A 25,550-nucleotide genomic window follows, 5' to 3' on the forward strand; every position below is an offset into this window, starting at 1 on the left:
GCATTTAGAAACTGCAACTCCTATTGATAACTAAATCTGTTGAAACCAAAAGAGCAATCGATTTGCTTTTGAGCAGTTTGTCGATTGCGCGCACAAATTCTTTGTTTTTGGGCCAAACTTTTTTCTGAAAGCTGGTTGATCGAAATACTTTCGAGTGAAGTAAAACGATTAAATTGTACAACTTATTTTCTTGTACAATCTGGAAAGGCTTGCTATAAGTTATACAACAAAACTTTTTGTATAGGGATGCGTCATCATGGAATCTTCAATCAAAGTAGGTATCAGTTCGTGTGTTTTGGGTGAACGAGTGCGTTTTGACTCTGGTCATAAGGTGAGCAACTTTGTGACTAAAGAGCTCAGCCCGTATTTTGACTTTGTTTCGGTATGCCCTGAAGTCGGCGTAGGTATGCCAGTACCCCGTCCAACAATTCGTCTTGTTTCTAATGAAGAGCGTGTTGCATTGGTTGAAACCAAAAATCCAGAAAATGATCATACCGACAATATGCTCACTTACTCGGCCAATAAAGTAGATGAACTTCAAAGCGAGCAGCTTTGTGGTTACATCGTTTGTGCCAAGTCACCAACTTGTGGCATGGAGCGAGTCAAGGTTTACAGCAAGAACAGTGCTGCGAAAGAAGGTGTTGGCTTGTATACACAAACATTGATGCAAAAAATGCCTTGGTTGCCTGTTGAAGAGGATGGCAGACTTAACGACCCTGTATTGAAAGAAAATTTTATCACTCGAGTATTTTGTCTAAATGACTTTTACGACTCGATGGATGGTGAGCCTACTCGTGGCAAAATCATCGACTTTCATTCGCGCTACAAACTGACGTTAATGGCACACCACCCAGAGTCATACCGCTCCCTTGGCCGCTTAGTCGCTGATGTCGCTAATTATGAAATTGAAGACTTTTACCAAGAGTATCGTTTAGGACTTATGAAGGCGTTAACGAATCGGGCTAGCCGCAAAAATAACACAAATGTGTTGATGCATTTACAAGGATACTTCAAACGCTCACTAACTAAAGAAGAAAAAGAAGAGTTAGCGACAGTGATTCACGACTACCGTATCGGAATGCTGCCTCTGTTAGCACCACTTACATTGATTAAGCATTACTTAAATACTTACCCAGACGAGTATTTAGCAAAACAGAAGTTTTTAGAACCGTATCCGCAGGAGATGAGATTACGCTATGGTTTGTAGTTCAGAAGAAAAACTATACGCGATCCGAGATGTCGCAGAAATCACGGGTGTAAAACCAGTTACGCTGAGAGCTTGGCAACGAAGATACAACTTGATCCAGCCTCAGCGAACAGAAAAAGGACACAGACTCTATCGCCAGCAAGATCTCGATACGATTCGCGAAGTCCAGAGTTGGCTCGCGAAGGGGATTTCGATTGGTAAAGTGAAGGGGCTGCTAGGAAAAAGCGCCGATGTCGAAGTCAAAAACGAGGTTCGCACACTCGAAGAAGTTGAAAACATGCTGATTGCGCTGTCTACCCTGAATCGAGGAAAAGCAGAGAGTTTACTTGCCTCTGTTCTTAAAGAGTATCCACTAAAACTCGTTATTGATCAGTTTATTAGCCCAGTATTTGATGCGCTAGACATGGTGAAAGGATCGCTGCGATCTTTACAGGTCGGGTTATTTCAGACTTGTTTGATCACTCGACTTGCCCTTGTTATCGATTCTGAAAACAAAGCCGCTTCCAAAGGAAAGTGTCTGCTCATTAGCTTTGAACAAAACAGAGAGTCTGAGAGTTGGATTCAAGCAGCGAAGCTTTGCGAACAAGGGTATCACACGACTTTGATCGATAAGGTTGATGATGTTTCTGGTCTACTAGATCACGAGGTCGTTGAAAATGGTTCGTTTATCTACCTTTTCTCCAACAAAGCGCTAGCTGCTAAACAAGTAGCGTCCATCAAAATGCTTCACGCACAACTAGGTGATCGGATGGGGTGCTCTGAAGTGATAGAGAAATTACACCTAACTTAGTAGACAAAAGATAGGAGCTACCATGATTTTAGTATGGTTTCGACGTGACTTACGTACGTTAGACCACACGGCACTCAAAGCGGCATTGGATTCAGGTCAGCCTGTCGTCGCTTGCTTTATCGCGACGCCAGAGCAGTGGCGGGAGCATCACATGGCGCCGATGCAGGCAGACCTCATTGCTCGTCGCTTAGCTTGTCTTAACGAGGAGCTTGAAAGCCTTAATATTCCCTTTTTGTACAAAGAGGTACCGTCGTTTTCCGATTGTACAGATGTGATTAGTGGGTGGGCGGAAACACTTGAAGCTACGTCTGTCATGGCAAACATTCACTATGAGGTGAACGAACGAGAGCTCGATACACAAGTAAGTGAAGCGTTAGCTTCTCACGATATCGAATTTGAACTGTTTCATGACAAATGTGTGCACGCGCCAACGACGGTTCTTAATAAGCAAGGCGAATATTTTAAGGTGTTTACGCCATTCAAGCGTGCTTGGTTAACGCAGTTCCATATGCCGACGGTAGTAAAACCTCACGAGCAAGCGCCACTCAATAAAAAGGTACTCGAACAATTAGAGTCGGCTCGATTTAATTCAAGCTTCACATTTAGCTATCCTCGAGAATCCAGTGAAGACTGGCTGGCTTCGACTAATGATATTTTGAAGCAGCTTAGGGAATTTGCACGGGAGCGCAGTGACGCGTATCAAAGCGAGCGAGACTTTCCAGCTATTGATGGCACTAGCCAACTGTCTCCATACCTTGCGATTGGCGCGCTATCACCAAGGCAGTGTATTGCTCGTTTGTATGCTGAAAATCAACAAAATGACCTTACAGAAGGGAAAGCAACTTGGTTAAGTGAGATCATTTGGCGTGAGTTTTATCAGCACCTATTGGTTTTCGAACCAAAACTCGTCAAAGGCAAAGGATTTATCGATTGGGAGGATAAAATCCAGTGGTCCTATGATGAGAAAGCCTTTGAGCGATGGAAGACAGGAACAACAGGATACCCAGTCGTTGATGCAGCAATGCGTCAGCTCAATCAAACAGGTTGGATGCACAATCGATTACGTATGATTGTCGCGAGCTTTCTTACCAAGGACTTACATATTGATTGGCGATGGGGAGAAGCGTACTTCATGAGTAAGCTGGTGGACGGCGATTTTGCAGCGAACAATGGTGGCTGGCAATGGTCTGCTTCTACGGGCTGTGACGGGCAGCCATACTTTCGTATTTTCAACCCGATAAGCCAAGGCGAAAAGTTCGATGCTAATGGTGAATTTGTGCGCCACTGGGTACCAGAAATCAAAAGTGTACCGAACAAATACATCCATAAACCTTGGACTTGGGAGGGCTTTTCTTTACTGGAATATCACAAGCCGATGGTTGATCACAAGACAGAAAGAGAGATAACCTTACAGCTCTTTAAAAGTGCCAAGGAATAGAGTGAAATGCTTAGCAAAAAGCGATCAATGAGTTTCGCAAAACGTACCCTGCTATCTGTGTCGTTATCTTTAGTGAGTGGTCTATCATTCGCTAAGATGTACGAATTACCAGAGGATGGAAGCCGTTTAATTGGTCGCCTTGAAAACCACGTCGTGCAAGAAGGCGAAACCATGGCAAATATCGCTAAGCTCTACGATGTGGGTATGCTAGGTTTAATGGCCGCAAACAAAGGCGTGGATCCCTTCTTACCAGAAGAGGGGCATGTTCTTACTATTCCGACACAGCTAATCCTCCCAGACGTACCTTATAAAGGTATCGTTATTAATCTAGCCGAGCTGCGCTTATATTACTTTCCGAAAGGAGAGAATATTGTCCATGTATTTCCTGTCGGAATTGGCCGAATAGGGCGCGATACCCCAGTAATGACAACGCGTATCAGCCAAAAACGACCGAACCCTACATGGACTCCTCCAGCCTCTATTCGTGCCGAGTACAAAGCAAAGGGCATTGACCTACCAGCCGTTGTTCCTGCGGGGCCTGATAATCCACTTGGTATGTTTGCATTGCGTTTAGCTTACGGGAATGGCGAATACCTAATTCATGGTACCAACAAGGACTTTGGGATTGGTATGCGGGTCAGCGCGGGTTGTATTCGTATGGACCCAAGTGACATTGAGTGGTTATTTGACAAGGTTCGTAACGGTGAAGACGTTAACATCATTAACCAGCCTATCAAAATGACACTTGAGCCTGACAGAAGTGTGTTCTTAGAAGCACATGAGCCTTTGACTCGTAGTAATGGCGAGAAAGATGAACTCAAAGTGCCGAAAGAGTTAAAGTGGTGGTTGGATGAATTCGGTATGAAAAACGTGAAGGCTAAAGCAGCAATCGCTGCACAGAATGGGGTTCCTATCGAAATAACCGCGCCTTAACGGGCGTTAAGACGCGGTATTAAATCTTACTTAGTGTAAGACTGAGCGATGTTATCGATACGCTCGTTAGCACGCTCAGCTTCTTCTTGAGCAGCCATTGCTGCTGCGCCTGATTTTTGAACGTCAGATTGAAGAGCTTGTACGTCTTGGCTTAGTTGGCTAACTTGGTTGCTTAGTTCGTCTAATTTTGCTGCATTTGCTGTAGCTGCGTCATCAGAAGAAGCACAACCGGCTAGTAGAAGTACTGAAGTTGCTGCAGCTGCGATCAACGTTTTGTTCATATAAGAACTCCTTGCTTATAGTGAAAGTCTCGCTACTAACTATTATTTTATACAGTAGCGAGGTTAAATGTGGTTACATTTTATCAGTACATGATGTAGCAAAAGTCAAAAAAACCCAAGAATTTCATGGAGTACCTGACGTCAACTTTTACCTGAACTTAACAAAGTTTAACTACCTATCCTTTATTTCGTTCTCACAACAGTTTTCATAGCAGGTGTATTTGCCACGTTCCTGATATCAATAATTTAGACGATATTGACACAAATGAAAGTTTATTGGCCCAAATAACTGCTATTTAAGTCGTTTTGTTGATGGATAGAAGGCATATTTGAACGGCTTTTCTCTAAACTTCCTGTCCAGCTGCTCATCAAAAAGGCTAGTCTTTACTCTGAACTGAGCCACAAATGATGTTTTACCGTTACCACAGGGAATTAGTTTGTGTGATCTCTATCTATACTCCTATGATTTGCGGTATTATACCGAGCTTTATTTTTTTGCTGCGTTAGAGCGGAAACGACACTACAGAGCGCTCAGACGCTGACTGATTTATTGGAGAATACTTTGCAATTTAAAGATCTAGGCCTAGACAACCGATTGTTGAAGAACCTAAAACACTACGATTTTAAAAAAGCGACTGACATTCAGCAGCAGGCGATTCCTGTTGCGATTGCAGGCAAGGATCTATTGGCATCTTCGAAAACAGGTTCGGGCAAGACTTTGGCGTTTGTATTGCCAATGCTTCATAAGTCTTTAAAGACAAAATCGTTTTCTGCGAAAGACCCTCGCGCGGTAATCCTTGCTCCTACTCGTGAGCTAGCGAAACAAGTATATGGTGAGCTTCGTTCTATGCTAGCTGGCCTATCTTATGAAGCAGCACTGATTTTGGGTGGTGAGAACTTTAACGATCAAGTAAAAGCTCTGCGTCGTTACCCGAAATTTATCGTGGCGACACCAGGACGTTTGGCTGATCACTTAGATCATCGTTCGCTTTATCTGGATGGTTTGGAAACGCTGATTCTTGACGAAGCAGACCGCATGTTGGATTTGGGTTTTGCACCAGAGCTTCGTCGCATTCATAAAGCAGCCAAGCATCGTCGTCGTCAAACGTTGATGTTCTCTGCGACATTAGATCATGCAGACGTCAATGAAATCGCGGCTGAAATGCTCAATGCGCCAAAGCGAATTGCTATCGGCGTTTCTAACGAAGAGCATAAAGATATCACGCAAAAATTTTACTTGTGTGATCACCTAGATCATAAAGAGGCAATTTTAGATCGTGTTCTTTCTGAGGCTGAATACCGTCAAGTTATTATCTTTACGGCAACGCGTGATGATACTGAGCGACTAACAGAAAAGCTAAACGAAAAGAAACTGAAGGCTGTAGCACTAAGTGGTAACTTGAACCAGACTCAACGTAACACCATTATGAGTCAGTTTGAGCGCGCAGTGTTTAAGATCCTTGTAACGACTGATGTTGCTTCCCGCGGTTTGGATATTGCAACTGTGACACACGTCATCAACTTCGATATGCCAAAGCATACCGAAGAATACGTACACCGAGTTGGTCGTACTGGTCGTGCTGGAAACAAAGGGGATGCAATCTCTCTTGTTGGTCCAAAAGACTGGGATAGCTTTAAACGTGTAGAAGCATACCTACAACAAGCTCTTGAGTTTTCAGTGTTCGAAGATTTGAAAGGTAAGTTTAAAGGCCTTAAGCCACCTAAACCAGATTTCCGCAATAAGAAAGCGACAGCAAAGAAAGCTCGCCCTCAAGCGAAAAAATCGGCGAAAAAACCAGCTAAGCGTGACAAGAGCTTCTACAAAAACGTATCTGTGGGTGATGATATCTTCATCCCTAAGAAAAAACCAGCGGCACCGAGCTCTGAAGAGTAAAAGCTGCTGTAGTTTCCCATCGATTTTAGTTCTTAAAAATCCGAGTGTTCGCACTCGGATTTTTTATGTCTGTCGCTAGGTGAAATAGCGTCTTTCCATACTCACTCGTTTGTCAGCCTTTATATTTGTCTGGTTGTATATAAACAGCATAGAACGCTAATTTAGGAAGTTATTAAGTTTTATAACCTCGGTCAAAGCAAACGTTTTTCCTCACACACTAGATAAAAATCTCACATGATTATGAAAATGATAATTGATCTCATTTTTATTTAAGGGCAGAATACGCGCCATTGTATTAATCCTATAAATGAATTCGCTCTCTATATGAAATTTACTCATGTTTTTTTAGGGCTCATAATTACCTCTAGTTCTGGCTTTGCTGCTGGTGATTTCAACTGGCTTCGAGATGATGCTCGTAAAGATGAGCGAGTTCTTACCTACCTAACAGAACAAAACCACAAAACTGAACAGCACCAAAAAAGTTATCAGACGTTGACAAAAAACCTACTCACGCAGTGGGGTACCATGGTGGCAGACAAAGGTGATAAGCCATGGTCGATCGTAAGTGGAAGAGAATGGACGCTAACGCGTCGCGATGGTCGTTACTTACTATTATCCCGTGCGAGTCAACATGCACCAGAAAACGTGGTGTTCGATTTCGATGAACGACAATCTGCGCATCAGTACTACCAACTTGGTCAATGGCAAGTGAATGGTGACACGCTACTTTTCACGGAAGATATCGACGGCAGCGAACAATACCGCGCCGTGGTTGTTGATTTACTCTCCGGCCAATCTACGGAACTGGCGACGCACGTCGATAGTGGCGTATTGTTGTCACCTAACGGAAAAGTGGCATTCCTCGTTGCAAAGGAAAAGCGCACTCAGCGACCTCATCAGATCTTACGTATCTCCACTGAATCTTTGGCAAAAACAGTCCTATGGAATGAACCCAAGTCAGATTGGTTACTTTCTTTCTATCGTGCGGCAGATAGCCGTTATGCTGTGCTGCAAAGCAACAACGAGTCAACAACAGAGCAGAAGCTTGTCGACCTAGAAATGGGCACTGTCTCCGATTCATTGCGAAAGCCTGAAGTGGGTGTGGAATATTACGCGGATGTGGCGAAAGGTTACATTTATCTTAAAAGCAACCTGGAAGGAAAGTTCGCCCTTTACCAAGCCGAACTCGCACCGCTTGGCGCAACATGGCAACGCTTTACCAATCCTCGTGAGCCGCTTGAACAGTTCTACCTTTATGATGCAGGAGTTGTGGCACTTAGTAAGCCAAACAATTTGTCGACATTGACGGTGTATTCTTACCAAGGGCAGGAAAAAGTGATACTGCCATTGGAACACGATGGTAATGTCGCTTGGCTAAGCACATTGGGCGATTTTGAATCAAACAAAATTCGTATCCGAAGCATGTCGATGACTACGCCTCCTCAGTGGGAAGAGTTCGATGTAAAAACGCTGAATAAATCCTTGTACTCTCAAGATGCTTACCAAGACTTTGATAGTCAGCGTTATGTATCCCAACGTATTTTTATTAAGCACGACGGCGTTTCTGTCCCGGTCTCTTTGGCGTATCGCAAAGACAAATTGCACCCACAATCTCCTGTGATGATTTACGGTTACGGCGCGTATGGTTTTACGATGAAACCGTACTTTATGCCTCAGGTTATCAGTTTACTCGACCAAGGTGTGATTTACGCTATCGCCCATGTCCGTGGCGGTGGGTACTTTGGCGATGAATGGCACGAGCAAGGCCGTGGTGTGCGAAAAGCCAATTCTATTGGTGATTTTGTCGCGGCCGCGAAGGCGCTGCAAACATTCGAACGTGGCAATAGAGAGGTTTTCGCCATCGGTTCTAGTGCTGGTGGTACGTTGGTGGCCGGAGCGGTTAATCAAGATCCTAAATTGTTTTCAGGTGTCGTACTTAAAGTGCCTTTTGTTGATGTGGTTGCAAGTATGTCGGATACCTCACTTCCGCTTACCACACAGCAGTATGGCGAATGGGGTAACCCAACCAAACCTGAACAATTGGCGTTAATGAAGGCGTACGATCCGATTCTCAATATCCATAAAAACGCTTACCCACCCATGTTGGTTCAAGTCGGTTTAATTGATCAGCGCGTGCCATATTGGGAAGGCGCAAAGTATCTGGCTAAAGTTTCAGCGTTAAGTGAGCGCAACGGGCCGTACTTGTTGCAAACTGATTTTAATTCGGGCCACCAAATGGACCCACGACAAGCGCAAGAACAACAAGCAAAAGAATACGCATTTCTACTATCACTCATTAAAACATCTAAAGCGGAGCAGTAAATGAAGCTTACCCCAGTGTCAGCGGCAGTACTTTTGGTACTTGCTGCCAGTCAAGTGCACGCCGAATCTAAGGTTTTCTCAATGGAAGAGGTGGTGGTAACCGCCAATAAAATCGATCAGCCATTGTCAAAAGTGGCAGGTAGTGTCGCGGTTATCACAAACGAGCAAATCGAAGAAAGAGGCGAGACCGAGCTATATGACGTGCTGCGTAACGAACCTGGTGTAAGCGTGACGGGCGGTGCAGGACGTCCGCAAAACATTACCATCCGTGGTATGACGGGTAACCGCATTATGATCGTTCGTGATGGCATTCGTTCTGCGGATGGCTTCGGTGCGAATGACATTAATGATGCAGTTGGGCGAGATACTTTTGATTTATCCAATTTTGAATCGCTGCAAATCATTAAAGGGGCAAGTTCTTCGGTGCATGGCTCTGGAGCGATCGGCGGTGTGGTGATTTTAGAATCCAGTCAGCCGGGTGATTTCTTAAAAGACAAAGACTTTTACACCGATGTTTCCGGTACTTACACCGATATCAGCAACAAGTACAAAGGCACGAGTAATCTAGCTTTTCGTTCCGGTGATACAGAGAGTTTGTTTAACGTTTCATACTGGCAAGGACAAGAGACACGTAACTTTGATGAAGATTTGTATAACCGCGACCTCGATGGTTACAGCGGTGCTTATACGATCAACCACTTTTTCAATGAAGAGGTGATGTTGAAAGCCAAAGCGGAACTCTACACCCAGAACCAAGAGCGTTTGGAGGGTTCACCGTCCATTCAACCTGATGGAATTTGGCATATTGAAGACTTTGCTGAGGATGAAACCACGGAAGAGTACAGCGCTTATATTGGTGCAGAGGTGACTCCGATTAATCCAACTTGGTTCGAAGAGTTGGATACCAAAGTTTACTGGCGTCACACCGAAGTGGTGGAAGACACCAACCGTTTAATGCGCCAAGTGGATCACAATGGTTTGATCACCAAGCGTCGCGAGCTGGAACACAAAACCTTCATTGACGAAACAATTGGCTTCCGTGGCGATTTCACCAATACGATTTATGCAGCAAATGCTGAGCACCAATTGGCTTACGGTGTTGAGCTTTCTACAGACTATTACGAGCGCACAGATAGCGACTCCAAGATTGATTGGAACGGAGTAACACCTTCGACCAAACAACCTTTCGCTCCTGCTCGTGCTTATAACATTGGCTTGTATGTCCGAGACATGGTGGAACTGGATAAATGGACCATCACAGGTGGCCTACGCTTTGATGCGCACCGTCTCACGCCAGACGGTGCGGGTGAAGTGGGCGGCTTCCCATTAAAAGACATGGATAGCTCAGAGGTATCTCCAAGTCTTTCGGTTTCTCGTGAAATGTTTGCCAACAACATCGCTTATGTATCTTATAACCATGGTTACCGTGCTCCGGAATACGATAAAGCGTATGGCTTCGTAAGCCACGACTTTGTGCCGCTCACGCCGTTTGTCATTGCACCAAACATGGATCTAGAAGCTGAAACTTCCGACTCATTTGAAATCGGTAACAAGTTCGATAACGGTCGTGCGTATGTCTATGCGTCTTTGTTCTACAACAAGTTTGAAAACTTCATCGACGTTGTGACCACGGGCTTTGACTCAAGCAATGGTAATTACATTAAACAATACCAAAACCTCGATGGTGTCGAGACGTATGGTGCAGAGCTTTCTGCAGGTTACGCGATCACTAAGCGATGGAACATCAGCACCAAGTTTGGCTACGTAGATGGCAAAGACGCGGAAGGTGAATACGTTCGAAGCATTACGCCATTCGAAGGTAACGCTCAACTGAAATACGCCGACCAAGACTTCAATGCTTACGTGGCTTGGAACTGGGCCGCGGCCATGGATCGCGTTCCTAAATGCCAGACCACGCTTGGTCTAGCGACAGATTGCGCGCAGACAAGTGCGTGGAATACGTTTGATATCGGCGCAACTTACCACGTTTCCAAAGACCTTCGTGTTAGCGCAAACATCATCAACCTATTCGACAAAGAATACATCCGATACCAAGACGTAGCGGGTATCGTTGAGGAAAGTAAGCGTTACTCAACTGAGCCAGGGCGCTACTTCACGCTGACTGCAAAATACGAATTCTAGGACGAAATCATGAAGCTAAAACCATTAGCGTTTTCACTGCTTATTGCATGTACCCCTGCGGCGCTGGCTGCAGAGTGGGATTATCCCTCAACGGATTCTGTGGTGACCAATGAAGCGCAAGCGAAAACTTATCTAGACAGCCACTACTCAGAAGCGGGCGAGTTTAAGTTCCGTTACAAAACCCAGTCTCAGCTTGGCAAGCATTACAATTTTGATGTTTGGGTTAACGGTGAATATCAAGCACAGCGTGCCCTCGTAGTAACAACCGATAAAAATCATCACGTTGTGCGAGTGTTTAAGAGCCTTGACGATACGATCATTCGCAACGGTAAACCAACGGTTGCAATGGAATTGGAATCGCCTCGCCAACTGCAAGCACAAGAGCCACCGGCTTTGAGCTCTGGAAGTCTGGTTGATGTTGAGGTTTCTTTATTCAACCCAGATCTTCGCACCATGCAACAGCAAGCAGCACCAGAATCGACGTGGTCAGCACTGTCCGATTACCCTCAGCCGATCGAGTACGTAACCAAGTCGATTGAGGTTTTAAAGTCGGGAGGTAAGTTCTATCTCTCTAACCCAAGATTAAAGCAAGTGGATGCGACGGGTTTATTTGCAGCCCCAGCACCTGGTGAAGCGCCTGTACTCGATACGTTGGACTTTCTCAGCGCAGAAGGGGTTCAAGCATTTGACAGTGTTGATGAGATGCAAAGCACCGAGTTTGGTGACAATGCGTTCCCACAGTTGATGGCTTTTTATCATCTTGATAGCTCGATCCAATATCTGACAAGCCTGACTTACGACTTGTTTGACGAACCGCTTCGTTTTGACGCTCGCGGTTTATCAAAAGATAACTCTACTTACTATTACGGTCCGAAAGCACTCATGCTGGGTGTCGGTGGTGTTTCTCCGGATGCAGTCGATGCTGATGTCGTGATACACGAGCTTGGGCATGGCATTCATTACCAAATCGTACCGGATTGGGCGTACGGTCACACTGGTGCTATCGCAGAGGGTTTTGCTGATTACTGGGCGGGCAGCGCGAGCTACCACATTCAATATTTGGATGCTTCGCGTCGTGGTCAAGAATTCGAGTTAGATACGGTGTTCAACTGGGACGGTGTGTTCGGAACACGCAAAACAACTCGTAGCTTATGGAACCAAAGAGCACGTTACTTCGAGGGCTCAGAGTATCCAGCGCACGTTAGTGTGGGCGGTGAACTAGGCGACGAGCTATGGTCAACACCACTGTTCCAAGCGCTTAAAGCATCGGTTGAACGATACGGTGATGATACCGATAACGTGTTCCGCGAGTTTGATGCCATTGTACTTGAAGGCATGTACGGCATTGGTCGTGGCGTGAAAATGCATGATCTCGCGGAATCTACCGTGTTTGCCGCAAACACCTTGTTCCCAAATAAAGACTACGCCCAATTCCTGACGGACAGCTTCAACAGACACAACTTACTTAAAGCGCCTCTTCGTGTTCGCTATGACGCTCGATACATCGCACAAGGTCAAGACGTTGGTTTGAGCCTGAGCCAAACTGGCCGTGAAGCGAGCATCAAAGGGCAATGGCGCCTAAACAACGCATCTGTTTTCGACTTTGATGAAACGCTTTCTGACTCGACCTCAATGAAGGTGGCGTTACCAAGCGGTCTAACATGTGGCACGCAATTCGATTCCTCTATTTCATTGGATTATCAATTTTCTGAAGGCCTAAAGACTCACCAGTGGAGTGAAAAGGTGATGCTGGTTAATGGTACGCCAGAGCTCGATATCCAGCCTCAACCAGTGAACTCCGCTTTGCCGGAACAGGGCGACAGACTGTTCTCTCAGACGCTATCGGACAAATCACGCACGATTGATGATTCGTTTGCGGTTTACCTGAACATCGAACATGACTCACTGCAAGATCTGCAAGTGACGCTTGTGTCTCCACAAGGCAAATCGGTCGTGCTACTTAGCCATCAATCAAGCAATACCAAAGGATTTAAAGGTTACTTCACCGCTCAGTATGACGAGGAGTTACAAGCACTTGTCGGGCAACCGAGTTGGGGTACTTGGCGTCTCGAAGTGTCTGACCGCGTGTCAGGGAACTCTGGGGTGTTGAAAGAGTGGGGTGTGAGTCACTTTGCTCAGTATCAGTGTAGTGCTGATACCACTAAAGAAAGCAGTGGCGGTGGTTCAGGTGGCAGTGGTTCGCCTTGGACCTTGTTAGGACTTTTCCTGCTTTCAATGGTGAGAGTGATTCGCTCTCGTTAATTAAAATCAAAAGAAGATAAAATCTATGAAGTTTCAATATTCTTTCGTTGCTATGTCACTAGCCCTTGCTGGCTGTGGCGGAGGTTCTGGTGGTGACACGTCGGCACCGACCTATGATGTAGCTGGCACCATCGTTTCTGCAGGTACACTTCTTGATACGCCAGTATGTATCGATTTAAACCAAAACTACGTTTGTGATTCCACTGAACCGAGTGCTAAAACGGATAATGCCGGTAAATTTAGCCTGACTTCAAGCGACAAAAACGTACTAACCAGTACCATTCTTGCTCAAGTTGATCAAGGTTCAAACCAAACGTTGCGTCTTGCGGCTCCGGGTCAAAATTTAGCAACGGGTAACACGGTCAATGGTGTAACAACGTTGCTCGCGGGTCTTGTAATTGACGGTAAAACCGTTGCTCAAGCTGAAGAGATTGTGAAAGCGCAACTCGCCGATGCCGGCGTTTCTCTTTCTGGTACGGTGATGTCTAACGCAGAAGCTAGCGAGCTAGACAAGCTAGAGCAAAACACGGTTGTGCTATTAGCTGCGATGCAACCAAAGCAAATGATCAAAGGCGTAGCGCTGCTTGCTCAAAATCTTAGCTTCCAAGGTAAATCGTTGGCCTCTGATCTTCTGTCTGAAGCGGAAGTAAGTGCATTTGCTGAAGAAATTGTAGCGGTTGCTGAACAAACGGTTGGTAGTAACGATACGGGCGCCGTTCTTTATTTTGCTGAAGGAGCAGCAGACGTAGCAGAGGTTCAAGCGTCTTACCCTGGTCAAGATGCGGAATACGGCTTCGACAAAGAGGACAAGCAAACGTCGACAGGCGCTGGCTTTAAGTTCGTTAAGCTAGATTCACAAGGTGCAGCTTTAGCTGCAGATGCGACTGAGTGGGCTTGTACTATGGACGAACGTACTGGTCTTGTTTGGGAAAATAAGAGTGCGGATGCGAGCTCGGTTCAATTTAAAGATCGCCTATTTGCGTTTGAGTCTGAAACATTTAAGCCGTATTACGAAGATCTTGAAGTCGCTGGTTGTGTGGATGCTGCTGATGGCATCTGTTCAACAAGCCAATATGTTGAACATATAAACAAGCAATCACTATGTGGCATTAGTGACTGGCGCCTACCAACATACCAAGAGTTCTACGATGTTCTCGACTTAGGTGAGACAGAGAAAGATGCCGACGGCAATGTCTATGGTATGACTACAGCTTACTTCCCTCAACAGGGTAAAGGCAGCCCAGATGCTAATTCAGGTGCTATTTGGCTAAGTGATTTCACATTTAATAATTACTCTCCTGCTAACTACGAAGGTGCACTTCAATTTGCAGTGATTGCAGCGAGGGGCGCTGACCGTGGCCACGTAAGCTTTGTTGAAATTTATTCTGACAAAGTAGAGCGTGACACAGGCACGTCATTCCAATTCCCAATCCGTCTAATAGCAGTAAAGGACCAATAAGATGAAGAAATTAATAACTGTACTATCTCTTGCTTTGGCTTCTCAAACTGTAATGGCTGCACAAGAGTGTTCTACTGACTTTGCTAAAACGGCACCTAACACGCGTTATACATATTCTGAGAGCGGTACCGTAACTGACCTGAAAACAGGTCTAACATGGATGCGTTGCCCTGTTGGTTCAACGTGGAATACGGCAAACGAAGCTTGTGATGGCGCTGCGACTAAGATGTCATGGCAGTTAGCGCTATCAACCGCTGAGCAAATCCGCAATGAATCAGGTAATCATGCTTTATATGACTTCGCTGGCAAAAAGAATTGGCGCATACCAAACATTAAGGAGTTAGTCGCGTTGACAGAACGTGCTTGCCATAGCCCTGCGATGAACGGCACTGCATTCGCAAGTGGCTACACGCTAGAGGTGGGTGACTATGCTGGTTACATCTGGAGTAACACACCAAACGGTGATGGCTCAAACGTTATGGTGTTTGATTCATTTAATGGTGAGGTTTACAACTGGAACCCACTAGAGTCAACGAACATTTCCTCTGTTCTGCTGGTTACTGACGAGGAGTAATCACCCCGTTGGATTTTCACGAATCCAGATGTTAATAAGCTCCGCCAGTGCGGAGCTTTTTCTTTTCTAACCTTTGGAACTTATCGTGTTGAGCAGAGTATTTAAACTTGGAACTGCTTAAGCTGATGTTTTTGGTTTTCTGCTAAACCAGACAACTCTTGCGCTGCCGCGGCGGATTGAGTGATACCAGTTACGTTCTGGCTCACTAGTTCATAGATGTTCGTTAAGTTGTTGTTGATATCAGCCGTGACCTGTTTCTGCTCTTCTGATGCGGTTGCAACTTGAGTGTTGATTGAGTTCAGATCGGCGATAGCATTACTGATATTAGCAAGTGATTGGCTAACTTCTTGTGTCAGAGCTTGGTTGTCTGACAACATGGCTAAGCTGGAATGCATACTTTCATTTGCGTGACCAGATTGTTGCTGTAGCTCTTCTATAATGGTTTGGATCTCTTTGGTGGACTCCTGAGTTCGTGCTGCCAGCATACGTACTTCATCGGCGACTACCGCAAAGCCTCTGCCACTTTCGCCCGCCCGTGCAGCTTCAATCGCTGCATTCAGTGCAAGTAGATTCGTTTGCTCAGAAATACCTTCAATCACTTCGATCACGCGACCAATGTGTTCTGATTGATCTTTTAGTGAAGTCACGACGGCAGCGGCTTCGTTAAGTTGTTCCGCCATCTTTTCACTTGCGCGAGTGCTTTCCCCAAACATGCTTATACTTTGTGAGGTTAACGTACGTGCTTGATTTGATGCACTATCGGCTTCTTGTGCATTGGTCGATACTTCAGCTGCGGTCGACTCTAGCTGATTGATCGCCGAGGCTACTTGCTCAACTTCTTGCTTTTCTTGATCCGAGTTGACGCTGCTTTGAGTCATAACAGTTGCTAACTCGGTTGATGCTGATGCCACATCTTCACTAATGCGAACCAATGCGCTTACAGTTTCACGCAGTTTTTCTATGGTCTGGTTTACATCTCGAGCCAGCTGAGACACTTCGTTTTTCCCGATGGCTTCGGCCTTAACTAGTAGGTTTCCCTTCGCGACTTCCTGCATCGTTACTTGAAGGTTACGAATCGGCGCAACGATGTAGCTGGCGAGTACCCAACTAATAAGTGAAGCGGCACTCAAGATCACCGCAAGCGAGACGGCGCTGTAAGTTAGCGTGGTTGAATGTTGTTCGCCATTCGTTTCGACTTCATCGGTGACGATTTGATTCAATTGTTTAGATAGTTTGTCGATGGCGTTGATCATCGCTTCGCCAGCTAATCGATACTCAGCCATTGCATATTCGTACTTTTGATTGAAATCAGAGGTGGTGTAATCAGAAGAGTGTTTAGTGGTGAGCAGAGGTGTCATGGTAACGCGAGTGAAATCAACATAGTGATTCATGGCCTTACGCATAGCATTGACTTCATTTTGAACGCCAGGGAGATTGTCGATGGAGTTAAGAAAATCGCGGTTTTTGTTTTGTCGCTCAGAAAGCTCTTGGTTGAGAGACTGAACATCTTCGGCTCTAAATAGACTATAAATGGCTTTGATGCGCATGGCGTAAGTGTTGTCTACGATGCCGCTAAGTTCCTCTTTGTGAATGATTAGCTTATGGGTGGAAGCCGAAACCTTATTGAATGCTTGATCGAGTTTACCGATTCCGACACTCAGTCCAATGATGAGTAATATAACTGTGAATAGAACAGGCAGAAAAACCTGAAGTTTAATAGAAAGCGTACTAAGAAATTGACGCATGAGATTGACCCTCTATCGGTTTAATTATTATCTTTTTTATAAATAAGCATTTCGATTTTAATTGTTATATTTGCCAAATCAATGAGTTACTCATATCTAATTGTTATGAAATGTACCAAAATCGATGGGGTTATCATCTTGAACATGAGGCAACGTTATAAAAACGTTACGTTCAAATTGAGAGAGGGATAAGTCGCGGAATTAATAGTTAGAAATGACAACGTGTCATAGAGGGTTCAACTAAGTGAAACACAACTGTCATATTCAAATTCTAAAGTGAGCACCGTTCAAGTGAAACACAACGGCAATAAAGCCACTTAAGGAAATTGTGATGAAAAAGACAGTAATCGGTGCAATCGCACTTCTAGGCGCAATGGCAGTGACTCCTGTTTCTGCTAAAGAAACTATCTCTGCAGTGGGTTCTAGCAGCGTAACTCCACTGATGGAAGTTTTCTCTGAAACGTACATGAAGAAGAACCCTAACGTATTTATCGAAGTTCAAGGTCCTGGTTCTTCAGCTGGTGTAAAAGCAGCGAAAAATGGTTCAGCAGACCTTGGTATGTCTTCTCGTAATCTAAAAGACTCTGAAAAAGAATCAACACTAATCGAAGAAGTGGTTGCTCGTGATGGTATCGCAGTGGTTGTTAACCCACAAAACAAACTACCAGGTCTAACAGCCGAGCAAGTGACCGCAATCTACAAAGGCGAAGTATCAAACTGGAAAGAAGTCGGTGGTGCAGACAAGCCAATCGTAGCCATTACTCGTGACACAGCTTCTGGTACTCGTGGCGCATTTGAAGACATCATGTCTCTAAAAATGAAGATTTCTGGTAAGAAGGTATCAGCTATCTCTCAACGTGCTCAAGTTGCAAACGGTAACGGCGCACTGAAAACAATGGTTGCATCTAACCCATACGCAATCGGCTACATTTCTCTTGGTACTGTAGACAACACTGTTAATGCGCTAGCAATCGACGGCGTTGATGCAACGGTAGCTAACGTTAAAAACGGTTCTTACAAAGTAGCGCGTCCATTCCTTGTTCTTTACAAAGAAGGCAAGCCATCAACAGAAACGCAAAAATTCCTAGACTGGATGCTAACTGACGAAGCGCAAGCGCTAGTTGACCAAAAAGGTTACATCTCAGTTAACTAATCCCATCGGGACTCTAAAGTTTGCTCAGCCCAACGTTTAGGGCTGAGCCTTTTCTATCCATTGTGTTCAACGGCATTGCCCAGAACCGTGAGATTTTTAAATGACCATCGCAACAAATAGTGAAAAGCTTATGAATACTGACGCTAGAGCTATCAGCAAGTCAGGCCTACGCGAGAAGCGTCGTGTAGACTGGAAAGAGCGCATCTTCCACGGCTTGTTCCTAACGAGTGCCGTAATCGGCATTGTTTCATTGGCCGTTATTGCATACTTCATCGTTCGAGAGAGTATTCCGGCATTCCAAGAAGCAGGCGTATCGGGCATTGTCTTAGGACAAAACTGGTTACCACCTGCGCTTTACGGTGTCGCCACCATGATTGTGGCATCTATCGTATCGACGGCTGGTGCTGTCATTGTTGGGGTTCCAATTGGTGTTCTGACCGCCATTTTTATCGCTGAAATCGCACCAAAGCGATTAGCAGACATCATCCGTCCAGCGGTTGAGCTGCTAGCCGGTATTCCTTCAGTGGTCTACGGTTTCTTCGGTCTGGTTATTATCGTTCCATTGATTCAGAAGGTATTTGATGTACCTGCAGGTAATACTATCCTTGCCGGTATCATTGTTCTTGGTGTGATGATTCTACCAACGGTAATTACGGTATCTGAAACGTCTATCCGCGCTGTGCCTCGTACTTATAAAGAGGGTTCTTTGGCACTGGGCGCATCGAAAATCTACACCATCTTTAAGTTGCTCGTTCCAGCGGCTCGCTCAGGCATCATGACAGGTGTGATACTGGGTATCGGTCGTGCGTTGGGTGAGACCATGGCGATCATTATGGTTATGGGTAACGCGCCGGCAATGCCAGAAGGCATCTTGGATTCGGCTCGTACACTAACTGCAAACATCGCTATTGAAATGTCTTACGCAAGTGGTGTTCACGCGAACGCACTTTACGCTACAGGTGTAGTACTTCTGGTCTTCATCATGTCGTTGAATGCTGTACTACTGTACCTAAACCGAGAAAAAGCGAAGTAATCGCTCGTTAAAGGTGACTATTATGGATCGCGCAAAACTGAAAAAAGCACGCCAGTTCAAAGATAATGTCTTTAACGCATTTGTCTGGATCTCGGCAGCACTAACGGTAGGTTTTTTGTTCTGGATTATCTGGTACATCCTATCAAACGGTCTACAACACGTAGATTGGAACTTCATTACTGATAACTATACGCGCACAGGTGAAGAGCACGGTATCTTCCCAATGATTGTGGCGACCATTTACATGGTTATCGCTTCTATCGCAGTGGCAGCGCCACTCGGTATCATGACGGCAATCTACTTGACCGAATACGCGAAAGTGGGCAGTCGTTTGGTGAAAATCATCCGATTCTGTACCGAGTCATTGGCGGGTATCCCGTCGATCATTTTCGGCCTGTTTGGTATGACTTTCTTCGTGGCGATTCTTGGCCTTGGCTTCTCGATTCTATCGGGTGCATTGACGCTAAGTATCCTAATCCTGCCAGTGATCATCCGTACAACGGAAGAAGCGCTGATGGCAGTGCCACAAACTTACCGTGAAGGCTCTTATGGCCTCGGTGCTTCTAAGATTTACACTATCTGGCGTTTGATTCTTCCAAGCGCAATGCCAGGTATCTTAACCTCGGTCATTCTAAGTATTGGTCGTGTCATTGGTGAGTCTGCTCCAGTATTCCTGACAGCAGGTATGGTTGCACGTATTCCGGATTCTTTATTGGATTCAGGTCGTACGCTAACCGTTCACCTATACAAACTGACTACCGAACTGTTTACCGTTGAAGAATGGAATCAGGCTTACGGTACGGCAACAGTGCTTATCGTAGTTGTTCTCTTGATCAACATGGTAACGAAACTGATTGCTAGACGTTTTAACACCGCAACTTACTAACAACACTAATTAAGAACGCACGTTAAAAGACACGAATTCAAGAATTAAGAGATTAAGACAATGAACAAATTTGATATTGAAAACCTAGACCTATTCTACGGTGACAACCAAGCACTGAAATCGATCAACTTACCAATTCCAGTTCGCCAAGTAACTGCACTTATCGGCCCGTCAGGTTGCGGAAAATCAACGCTTCTACGCTGTTTGAACCGAATGAATGATCTAATCGAAGGCGTGAAAATTACAGGTAAATTGGCGATGGACGGCGAAGATATTTACGGCAACATTGATGTTGCTGACCTTCGCATCAAAGTCGGCATGGTATTCCAAAAGCCAAACCCATTCCCGATGAGCATTTACGAGAACGTGGCTTACGGCTTACGTGCTCAAGGTATCAAAGACAAAAAGACAATTGATGAAGTGGTAGAGCGTTCGCTGCGCGGTGCTGCACTTTGGGATGAGGTGAAAGATCGCCTTAAATCACACGCATTCGGTCTTTCTGGTGGTCAGCAGCAACGTTTATGTATTGCACGTACAATCGCGATGGAGCCGGATGTGATTCTGATGGATGAGCCAACGTCGGCACTTGACCCAATTGCGACACACAAAATCGAAGAACTGATGGAAGAGCTAAAGAAGAACTACACCATCGTTATCGTGACTCACTCAATGCAACAGGCGCGTCGTATCTCTGATCGCACTGCGTTTTTCCTAATGGGTGAACTGGTTGAGCACAACGATACGCAAGTGATCTTTAGCAACCCTCAAGACGACCGTACTCAAGGCTACGTAAATGGTGATTTCGGTTAATCCACCGTATTTACAAGCATAACTAAATAACTATAAGCGATGGTAACTTTGCCCCTCTTGATGAGGGGCCTTTTTCTTTTTAAGTCGTAGGCTTAAAACATCTACCAACACAAAAATCTTGTAAATAAGTACAACTTTCCTCCCCAGTTTATAAAGCATGTAACTTATGTGAAACATGGCTTTAAAAGTGCTGAAGAGCTCTCGAATGTAACACTAAGTCTGATAATTTTGCGAATGACTTAACAGCTCAAATTTGAACGTATTGATTGCATATCATGGCCTAAGTAGTTTTTTATCGAGGATAAAAAAGTAGATTAGGTTGGTAGGGTGAGTTTAAGAAGTTTTACAAGAAAAGTGTCTTCAACGAGGGACCATCGGTTGCTAGCGGAGGCAATCTTTGATCATTTAGAGAGTCTGTTCTCCCCTCAAGCCCTCGCTATTTTTGAAGATCCTTCAATTAACCCTCGTCATTCGATGAGCTTCTCTCGCGGAGAGCTTTACCCAACCCAAAACTATCCTGAGACATTCTGGGAGTGGGCAAGTCAGTTTGATACCTCTGAAAGCATCATACCTCTGGCGATCAACACTTGTAACTGGAATCACACCCGAGATTTAGGCGGTGATAGTTACATCATGATGCTCGACAACACGCCTATCAAACGTACCTACCTACTGATTCAATCTGTACATGCTCGCACAGCACATAATATCTATGAAGAAAGTTACGACGCAATGCAACTCGCAGCGGCGCGTTGGCAATGTATTCGTGCTGAAAAAAATGCCTCGAAAGAGATCAGGCACAGAGATATTCGTGAAGCGCAATATGTTGATGAGATTAGCCAACGCGAGCGCTTTATCGAAAATATGAAGTTAGTTCAGCAAGTTGCACTCGAAACCTCTAATCCTGATTCTTTAAAGGACTTGTACTACAAAGCCGTCGAAGCGTTACGTGAACGACTTGGGTTTGATCGCTCTACACTGATGCTTCTCGATATGAAAAAGCGCAGCTTCAGTGGTACATACGGCACGGATGAGTCAGGAATTACGATTGATGAATTTCACACACAATACGATTTACACCAACTTAGCGAGGAGTATATCACCGCGTTATCTAGCCTCGAGAGCAACTTAGTGATTGTAGAAGACGCGCCAATATACACAGCAGGCAAGGTCATTGGGCAGGGCTGGAATGCGATGTTGATTTTACGCGATGGCAATGAACCGTTTGGGTGGTTCGCGCTAGATAACTTTATTCATCGTAAGCCGATAACGGCATATCAAAAACAGATGTTGGACTCGTTTGGTTCACTTTTCTCTCAAATTTACATTCGTAAGCGCCAAGAACAAAACGTACGCATGTTGCATTCAAGCATGGTTGAGTTATCACGTTGCACTACTGTCAGTGGAGTATGCAAATCGGCCGTCACTTTCGCCATTAAAAATCTTGGCATTGACCGAATGGCGGTGTTTTTAACTGATGAAAATTGCTCTTACATGCAAGGAACGTGGGGTACCGATATTCAAGGTAACGTGGTGGATGAATCTTACTTCTTTGGCGAAACCCAAGATTTCTCTCTTATAAATCTGGCTCGCTCAATGCCAAACGAAGTCGCATTTGAAGAATCAGTGCCTATTTATCATGACTGTAATATTGTTGGCTTTGGTTGGGCTGCGATGACGGTATTGACTTCAAATAGCAGTGGTCCTATCGCCTTTATCGCTGTTGATAATTTGCTGACACGTGCGCCCTTAACTTCTCAGTTACGTGAAGTGATTCGTATGTTCGCGTCCAGCTTAGCTGAAGTATTGCAACGTACTCAAGCTCAAGAGGCGATTCGCGAATTAAACGAAAACTTAGAGCTGGAGGTTCAGAACCGAACAAAAGAGTTGGAGGAAGCCAATCGACAGCTTGAGGTACTTTCTAAGCTCGATCCTTTGACGCGTCTTGGTAATCGCCGCATGTTAGAACATGTGATGCAAAAATATTGTGCCCTAGAGTGTGAAGACGACATGTCGTTTGGCCTGATCCTGATTGATATTGACCATTTTGGCTTATTCAATAATCACTATGGTCATCTCGAAGGCGATATCGCATTGATGCGAATTGGCTATATCTTGGATCATCATACCAAAGGTGAAGATGAAGTTTTTTGCCGTATCGGAGGTGAAGAGTTTGCATTGCTCATGATTGGTTCTGAGCAAGAGGAGGTTCGACTGAGAGCAGAGTGCATTCGTCAATGTATCGAGGGCGAGGGGATAAAGCATCGACATAACCCAGAAGGGGAGTTACTTACCGTTTCAGTCGGTTACTCCTGTTATAAAGCGAAAGGCAAAGACTTTAATTTCGACCATTTATATCAGTTGTCGGATAAGGCACTCTATCAAGCGAAGAATCATGGGCGAAATTGTGTAAGGCGATACGAATACGAGCCCCAAGTGTTTGTTGAGTGAGTGATGTTCATAAGAGCAACTTGATAGGGAAGGGGGCGGCGGTTGGTGCTCTAGATAAAACCGCTAAAGCAAATTTGACCGCATAAGAGAATGGGCAGCTCATGAGAGCTGCCATTGTTATCTAGTTATTTATAGCTTTTCGAGTTGGTGGTCGGTTTTCGTTACGTTTGCTTTGCCAAGGTTTTGAATTTTCGCTAGCAGCGAATCAGGGCTCCAAGGTTGTTGGTTAGCACTAAAATACGCTTGATTCATGGCATTAAGCTCTTGCTTAATTGCTTGTACGTCACCAGGGTTTAACCTGTCTTGATGAGTGGTTAAATACTCATTTACAGAGCGTTCAATTTTCGCAGCATCGCCCTCTTCGATGACTTTTTTTAGCGCGTCGATGCAAAGTGGTTGTTCAGTATTTGAAACCGTTCCACTCGCTGTTATTGACCGCTTTTTCCATGCCCAAGTAGCGATTCCCAATGTCATTATCCAAAGCCCTAAGAAAACAAAGGTTAATGTTCGCCAGAGACTGTTTACATCGCCGCTTGATTCAGGACTAGGGGCTGACACTAAAGGCGCTGAAAGAGGCGATTCCGGCAACGTGATTAGCCCAGTGTCATTTTTCTCTACGTCTAATGTTAGCTCTGGTAACGTTGTTTTCTTCGCTTCATCATTTTGACTGTCCCACCAGTTCAAGTCGTATCCTGGTAAGGTATATTTCCCGGCCTCTGTAGGAATAATGACTTGCTTCACCGTCATGGTAACGGTGCCATCTCTCGCGCTATCGAACTTAGGTTGTTCGGGATACACGCGCAGTGAACTCGGGTAACTAATATTGACTCGTGGCAGATATTCGGCTTGTGTACCGCGAGCCTTAACTTGAATGGTTCGAGTGAGTGAAGAGCCTTGTTTTACTGTGTTGATCGCGTTAGTCGACAGTAGATTACCTTGATCGTCTTGCCAGCTCTGTGTCATTTCTAACGCTGAAGCAGGAAGCCATTCACCTTTAAATTCGCTCGGAATCGGTTTGACCGTTATTGGCATGCGTTCCGCTTTGGTATTGATAGGCATTATTTTGGTTGAGCCCGTCAAGCTGTCGCCATAAATATAAGAACCGGTCAGTTTAGGACCTATCAAGGTATAAGTGCCTGGTTGATTGGCCGTTAAGCGAAACGACTGCTCTATGACCGCTACTTCTAACCCATTTAAGATCTTCTGTCTTTGCTGTAAGCCACCCAGTGCCTCAAGCTTCATGCCTTCAATTTGCGGAGGTACTATTTGCGGGTTATCTAGGCGTCGAGTGTCCGCTTTGATTAGAAGCTGTATACGTAATGTTGCAGATTGCTGAGGGTAGAGCGTACTGTTGTCGACCGTAATATTGAAGCTAAATAGATCATCAAGATTGGGGTCTGTTTGGCTCGCGTTGACACGTAGTTTGATCGGCTCCGTTTTCATACCATCAGCGGAAAAACTTGGAATAGTCAGAACACCTTCTTTCATTGGTGCAATTGAGATACTCCACTCGGTACGCACTGATTTTCTTCCGTTAATGTTATTGCTAGAGCGGCCATAACGAGGTTGACCCAAGAAGAAGTCTTTCTCTAGAACATTGAAGTCGATTGAGTCTGAGCTGAGCTCAGTATCTGAAATGATTCTGAGGTTAATCACTTCATTCTTGGCTATTTGTGTTTTATTCACACTAGCTTGAAGTGTCTGTGCCATCACCGAGAAACTGGATATTAGGCTGGCCACAAAAATAAAGACCAGTTTTACGCCTTTGTTCATCACAGGCTTACCACTCCTTTTGAGATTGTTGTGGAGGTTGTTTTTGTTGCGCTTGAAGTTGCATTTGCGCACGGATCAAAAAGCTTGGGTCGCGAGCACTTTCTACTGCTTCTAGTCGACGGAACTCAGGATCATCCTGATGCATTTTTTCGGGATGCGCTTTAGCCTGTATTGGTTCACCTTGATCATTCACTTGCTTGTCATCTCGTTGCGGTTGATGTTGTTCCGTTTTTTGTTTTTCTTTTTTATTTTCAGAATCTTGCTGATTTTGTGACTGTTGTCCTTGCGCTTCTTTCCCTTCGTTTTGAGACTTTTGTTGCTGTTGCTGTTGCTGTTGCTGTTGCTGTTGCTGTTGCTGTTGCTGTTGCTGTTGCTGTTGCTGTTGCTGTTGCTGTTG

18 protein-coding genes and 1 pseudogene are annotated in these 25,550 nt (G+C 45.0%); 15 read left to right on the plus strand and 4 right to left on the minus strand.

Annotated elements, in window-relative coordinates:
• The first annotated feature begins 256 nt into the window (after window positions 1-256).
• Genes R7P67_RS01935 through R7P67_RS01950 form a run of 4 tightly spaced genes read left to right on the plus strand, consistent with a single transcriptional unit; the run spans window position 257 to window position 4,368 of the window.
• The gene (locus R7P67_RS01935; protein WP_005375141.1) at window positions 257-1,207 is read left to right on the plus strand and encodes a YbgA family protein; all 951 of its coding nucleotides are present in this window, start codon (window positions 257-259) and stop codon (window positions 1,205-1,207) included.
• Entirely contained in the window at window positions 1,197-1,997 is an 801-nt protein-coding gene (locus tag R7P67_RS01940; protein WP_262653296.1) for a MerR family transcriptional regulator, read from the plus strand. The genes R7P67_RS01935 and R7P67_RS01940 overlap by 11 nt, the downstream gene beginning before the upstream one ends.
• A 22-nt stretch (window positions 1,998-2,019) precedes the next feature.
• Window positions 2,020-3,435: a deoxyribodipyrimidine photo-lyase gene (gene phrB, locus R7P67_RS01945; protein ID WP_047104510.1), complete on the plus strand. Its 1,416-nt coding sequence runs from the start codon at window positions 2,020-2,022 to the stop codon at window positions 3,433-3,435.
• Between the two features lie 6 nt (window positions 3,436-3,441).
• The gene (locus R7P67_RS01950) at window positions 3,442-4,368 is read left to right on the plus strand and encodes a L,D-transpeptidase family protein (protein ID WP_005375144.1); all 927 of its coding nucleotides are present in this window, start codon (window positions 3,442-3,444) and stop codon (window positions 4,366-4,368) included.
• Between the two features lie 26 nt (window positions 4,369-4,394).
• Here the strand turns inward: R7P67_RS01950 and R7P67_RS01955 are convergent, their stop codons facing one another.
• The gene (locus R7P67_RS01955; RefSeq protein ID WP_005375145.1) at window positions 4,395-4,649 is read right to left on the minus strand and encodes an Lpp/OprI family alanine-zipper lipoprotein; all 255 of its coding nucleotides are present in this window, start codon (window positions 4,647-4,649) and stop codon (window positions 4,395-4,397) included.
• Window positions 4,650-5,199: 550 nt separating this feature from the next.
• On the opposite strand from R7P67_RS01955, the gene R7P67_RS01960 reads away from it, so the two are divergent.
• The 6 genes from R7P67_RS01960 (at window position 5,200) to R7P67_RS01985 (ending at window position 15,302) form a co-directional block, all read left to right on the plus strand.
• The gene (locus R7P67_RS01960; protein WP_053350051.1) at window positions 5,200-6,543 is read left to right on the plus strand and encodes a DEAD/DEAH box helicase; all 1,344 of its coding nucleotides are present in this window, start codon (window positions 5,200-5,202) and stop codon (window positions 6,541-6,543) included.
• Window positions 6,544-6,867: 324 nt separating this feature from the next.
• Window positions 6,868-8,865, plus strand: a complete 1,998-nt coding sequence (locus R7P67_RS01965) for a prolyl oligopeptidase family serine peptidase (RefSeq protein WP_054574923.1) — start codon at window positions 6,868-6,870, stop codon at window positions 8,863-8,865.
• A complete protein-coding gene (locus tag R7P67_RS01970; RefSeq protein WP_054574924.1) occupies window positions 8,866-11,007 on the plus strand; it encodes a TonB-dependent hemoglobin/transferrin/lactoferrin family receptor in 2,142 nt (713 codons plus the stop codon).
• 9 nt (window positions 11,008-11,016) lie between these two features.
• The gene (locus R7P67_RS01975; protein WP_262653298.1) at window positions 11,017-13,269 is read left to right on the plus strand and encodes a proprotein convertase P-domain-containing protein; all 2,253 of its coding nucleotides are present in this window, start codon (window positions 11,017-11,019) and stop codon (window positions 13,267-13,269) included.
• 25 nt (window positions 13,270-13,294) lie between these two features.
• The gene (locus R7P67_RS01980; RefSeq protein ID WP_262653300.1) at window positions 13,295-14,728 is read left to right on the plus strand and encodes a DUF1566 domain-containing protein; all 1,434 of its coding nucleotides are present in this window, start codon (window positions 13,295-13,297) and stop codon (window positions 14,726-14,728) included.
• Between the two features lies 1 nt (window position 14,729).
• Window positions 14,730-15,302, plus strand: coding sequence for a DUF1566 domain-containing protein (locus tag R7P67_RS01985; protein ID WP_017820503.1), 573 nt, complete (start codon window positions 14,730-14,732; stop codon window positions 15,300-15,302).
• 101 nt (window positions 15,303-15,403) lie between these two features.
• Here the strand turns inward: R7P67_RS01985 and R7P67_RS01990 are convergent, their stop codons facing one another.
• Window positions 15,404-17,047 (minus strand): methyl-accepting chemotaxis protein, encoded by a 1,644-nt coding sequence (locus R7P67_RS01990; RefSeq protein WP_262653301.1) that lies wholly within the window; start codon window positions 17,045-17,047, stop codon window positions 15,404-15,406.
• 331 nt (window positions 17,048-17,378) lie between these two features.
• Here R7P67_RS01990 and R7P67_RS01995 point away from each other — a divergent pair, with 331 nt between their 5' ends.
• From R7P67_RS01995 to R7P67_RS02015, 5 genes are all read left to right on the plus strand, one after another.
• Complete coding sequence (locus R7P67_RS01995; RefSeq protein WP_005375153.1) at window positions 17,379-18,200, plus strand: phosphate ABC transporter substrate-binding protein; 822 nt, start codon at window positions 17,379-17,381, stop codon at window positions 18,198-18,200.
• A gap of 100 nt (window positions 18,201-18,300) precedes the next feature.
• Entirely contained in the window at window positions 18,301-19,233 is a 933-nt protein-coding gene (gene pstC / locus R7P67_RS02000) for a phosphate ABC transporter permease subunit PstC (protein WP_005375154.1), read from the plus strand.
• A gap of 22 nt (window positions 19,234-19,255) precedes the next feature.
• A complete protein-coding gene (pstA, locus tag R7P67_RS02005) occupies window positions 19,256-20,119 on the plus strand; it encodes a phosphate ABC transporter permease PstA (RefSeq protein WP_005383923.1) in 864 nt (287 codons plus the stop codon).
• A 60-nt stretch (window positions 20,120-20,179) separates the two neighbouring features.
• The gene (gene pstB / locus R7P67_RS02010; protein WP_005375156.1) at window positions 20,180-20,929 is read left to right on the plus strand and encodes a phosphate ABC transporter ATP-binding protein PstB; all 750 of its coding nucleotides are present in this window, start codon (window positions 20,180-20,182) and stop codon (window positions 20,927-20,929) included.
• A gap of 327 nt (window positions 20,930-21,256) precedes the next feature.
• On the plus strand, window positions 21,257-23,380 hold the full coding sequence (locus tag R7P67_RS02015) for a GGDEF domain-containing protein (RefSeq protein WP_132936297.1): 2,124 nt from the start codon (window positions 21,257-21,259) through the stop codon (window positions 23,378-23,380).
• A 129-nt stretch (window positions 23,381-23,509) separates the two neighbouring features.
• Here the strand turns inward: R7P67_RS02015 and R7P67_RS02020 are convergent, their stop codons facing one another.
• Window positions 23,510-25,156: a BatD family protein gene (locus tag R7P67_RS02020; RefSeq protein WP_205391373.1), complete on the minus strand. Its 1,647-nt coding sequence runs from the start codon at window positions 25,154-25,156 to the stop codon at window positions 23,510-23,512.
• A 4-nt stretch (window positions 25,157-25,160) separates the two neighbouring features.
• A pseudogene (locus R7P67_RS02025) lies at window positions 25,161-25,550 on the minus strand (hypothetical protein); the annotation flags it as partial.

Source organism: Vibrio sp. Vb0937, assembly GCF_033338855.1.

What these genes read in the sequence shown, in the direction of transcription:
- R7P67_RS01975 (WP_262653298.1), top strand. Translation starts at nt 11,017, where the DNA reads ATGAAGCTAAAACCATTAGCGTTTTCACTGCTTATTGCATGTACCCCT.
- R7P67_RS01935 (WP_005375141.1), top strand. Translation starts at nt 257, where the DNA reads ATGGAATCTTCAATCAAAGTAGGTATCAGTTCGTGTGTTTTGGGTGAA.
- R7P67_RS01990 (WP_262653301.1), bottom strand. Translation starts at nt 17,047, where the DNA reads ATGCGTCAATTTCTTAGTACGCTTTCTATTAAACTTCAGGTTTTTCTG.
- R7P67_RS01940 (WP_262653296.1), top strand. Translation starts at nt 1,197, where the DNA reads ATGGTTTGTAGTTCAGAAGAAAAACTATACGCGATCCGAGATGTCGCA.
- R7P67_RS01955 (WP_005375145.1), bottom strand. Translation starts at nt 4,649, where the DNA reads ATGAACAAAACGTTGATCGCAGCTGCAGCAACTTCAGTACTTCTACTA.
- pstA (WP_005383923.1), top strand. Translation starts at nt 19,256, where the DNA reads ATGGATCGCGCAAAACTGAAAAAAGCACGCCAGTTCAAAGATAATGTC.
- pstB (WP_005375156.1), top strand. Translation starts at nt 20,180, where the DNA reads ATGAACAAATTTGATATTGAAAACCTAGACCTATTCTACGGTGACAAC.
- phrB (WP_047104510.1), top strand. Translation starts at nt 2,020, where the DNA reads ATGATTTTAGTATGGTTTCGACGTGACTTACGTACGTTAGACCACACG.
- R7P67_RS01980 (WP_262653300.1), top strand. Translation starts at nt 13,295, where the DNA reads ATGAAGTTTCAATATTCTTTCGTTGCTATGTCACTAGCCCTTGCTGGC.
- R7P67_RS01965 (WP_054574923.1), top strand. Translation starts at nt 6,868, where the DNA reads ATGAAATTTACTCATGTTTTTTTAGGGCTCATAATTACCTCTAGTTCT.
- pstC (WP_005375154.1), top strand. Translation starts at nt 18,301, where the DNA reads ATGACCATCGCAACAAATAGTGAAAAGCTTATGAATACTGACGCTAGA.
- R7P67_RS01950 (WP_005375144.1), top strand. Translation starts at nt 3,442, where the DNA reads ATGCTTAGCAAAAAGCGATCAATGAGTTTCGCAAAACGTACCCTGCTA.
- R7P67_RS01985 (WP_017820503.1), top strand. Translation starts at nt 14,730, where the DNA reads ATGAAGAAATTAATAACTGTACTATCTCTTGCTTTGGCTTCTCAAACT.
- R7P67_RS01970 (WP_054574924.1), top strand. Translation starts at nt 8,866, where the DNA reads ATGAAGCTTACCCCAGTGTCAGCGGCAGTACTTTTGGTACTTGCTGCC.
- R7P67_RS01995 (WP_005375153.1), top strand. Translation starts at nt 17,379, where the DNA reads ATGAAAAAGACAGTAATCGGTGCAATCGCACTTCTAGGCGCAATGGCA.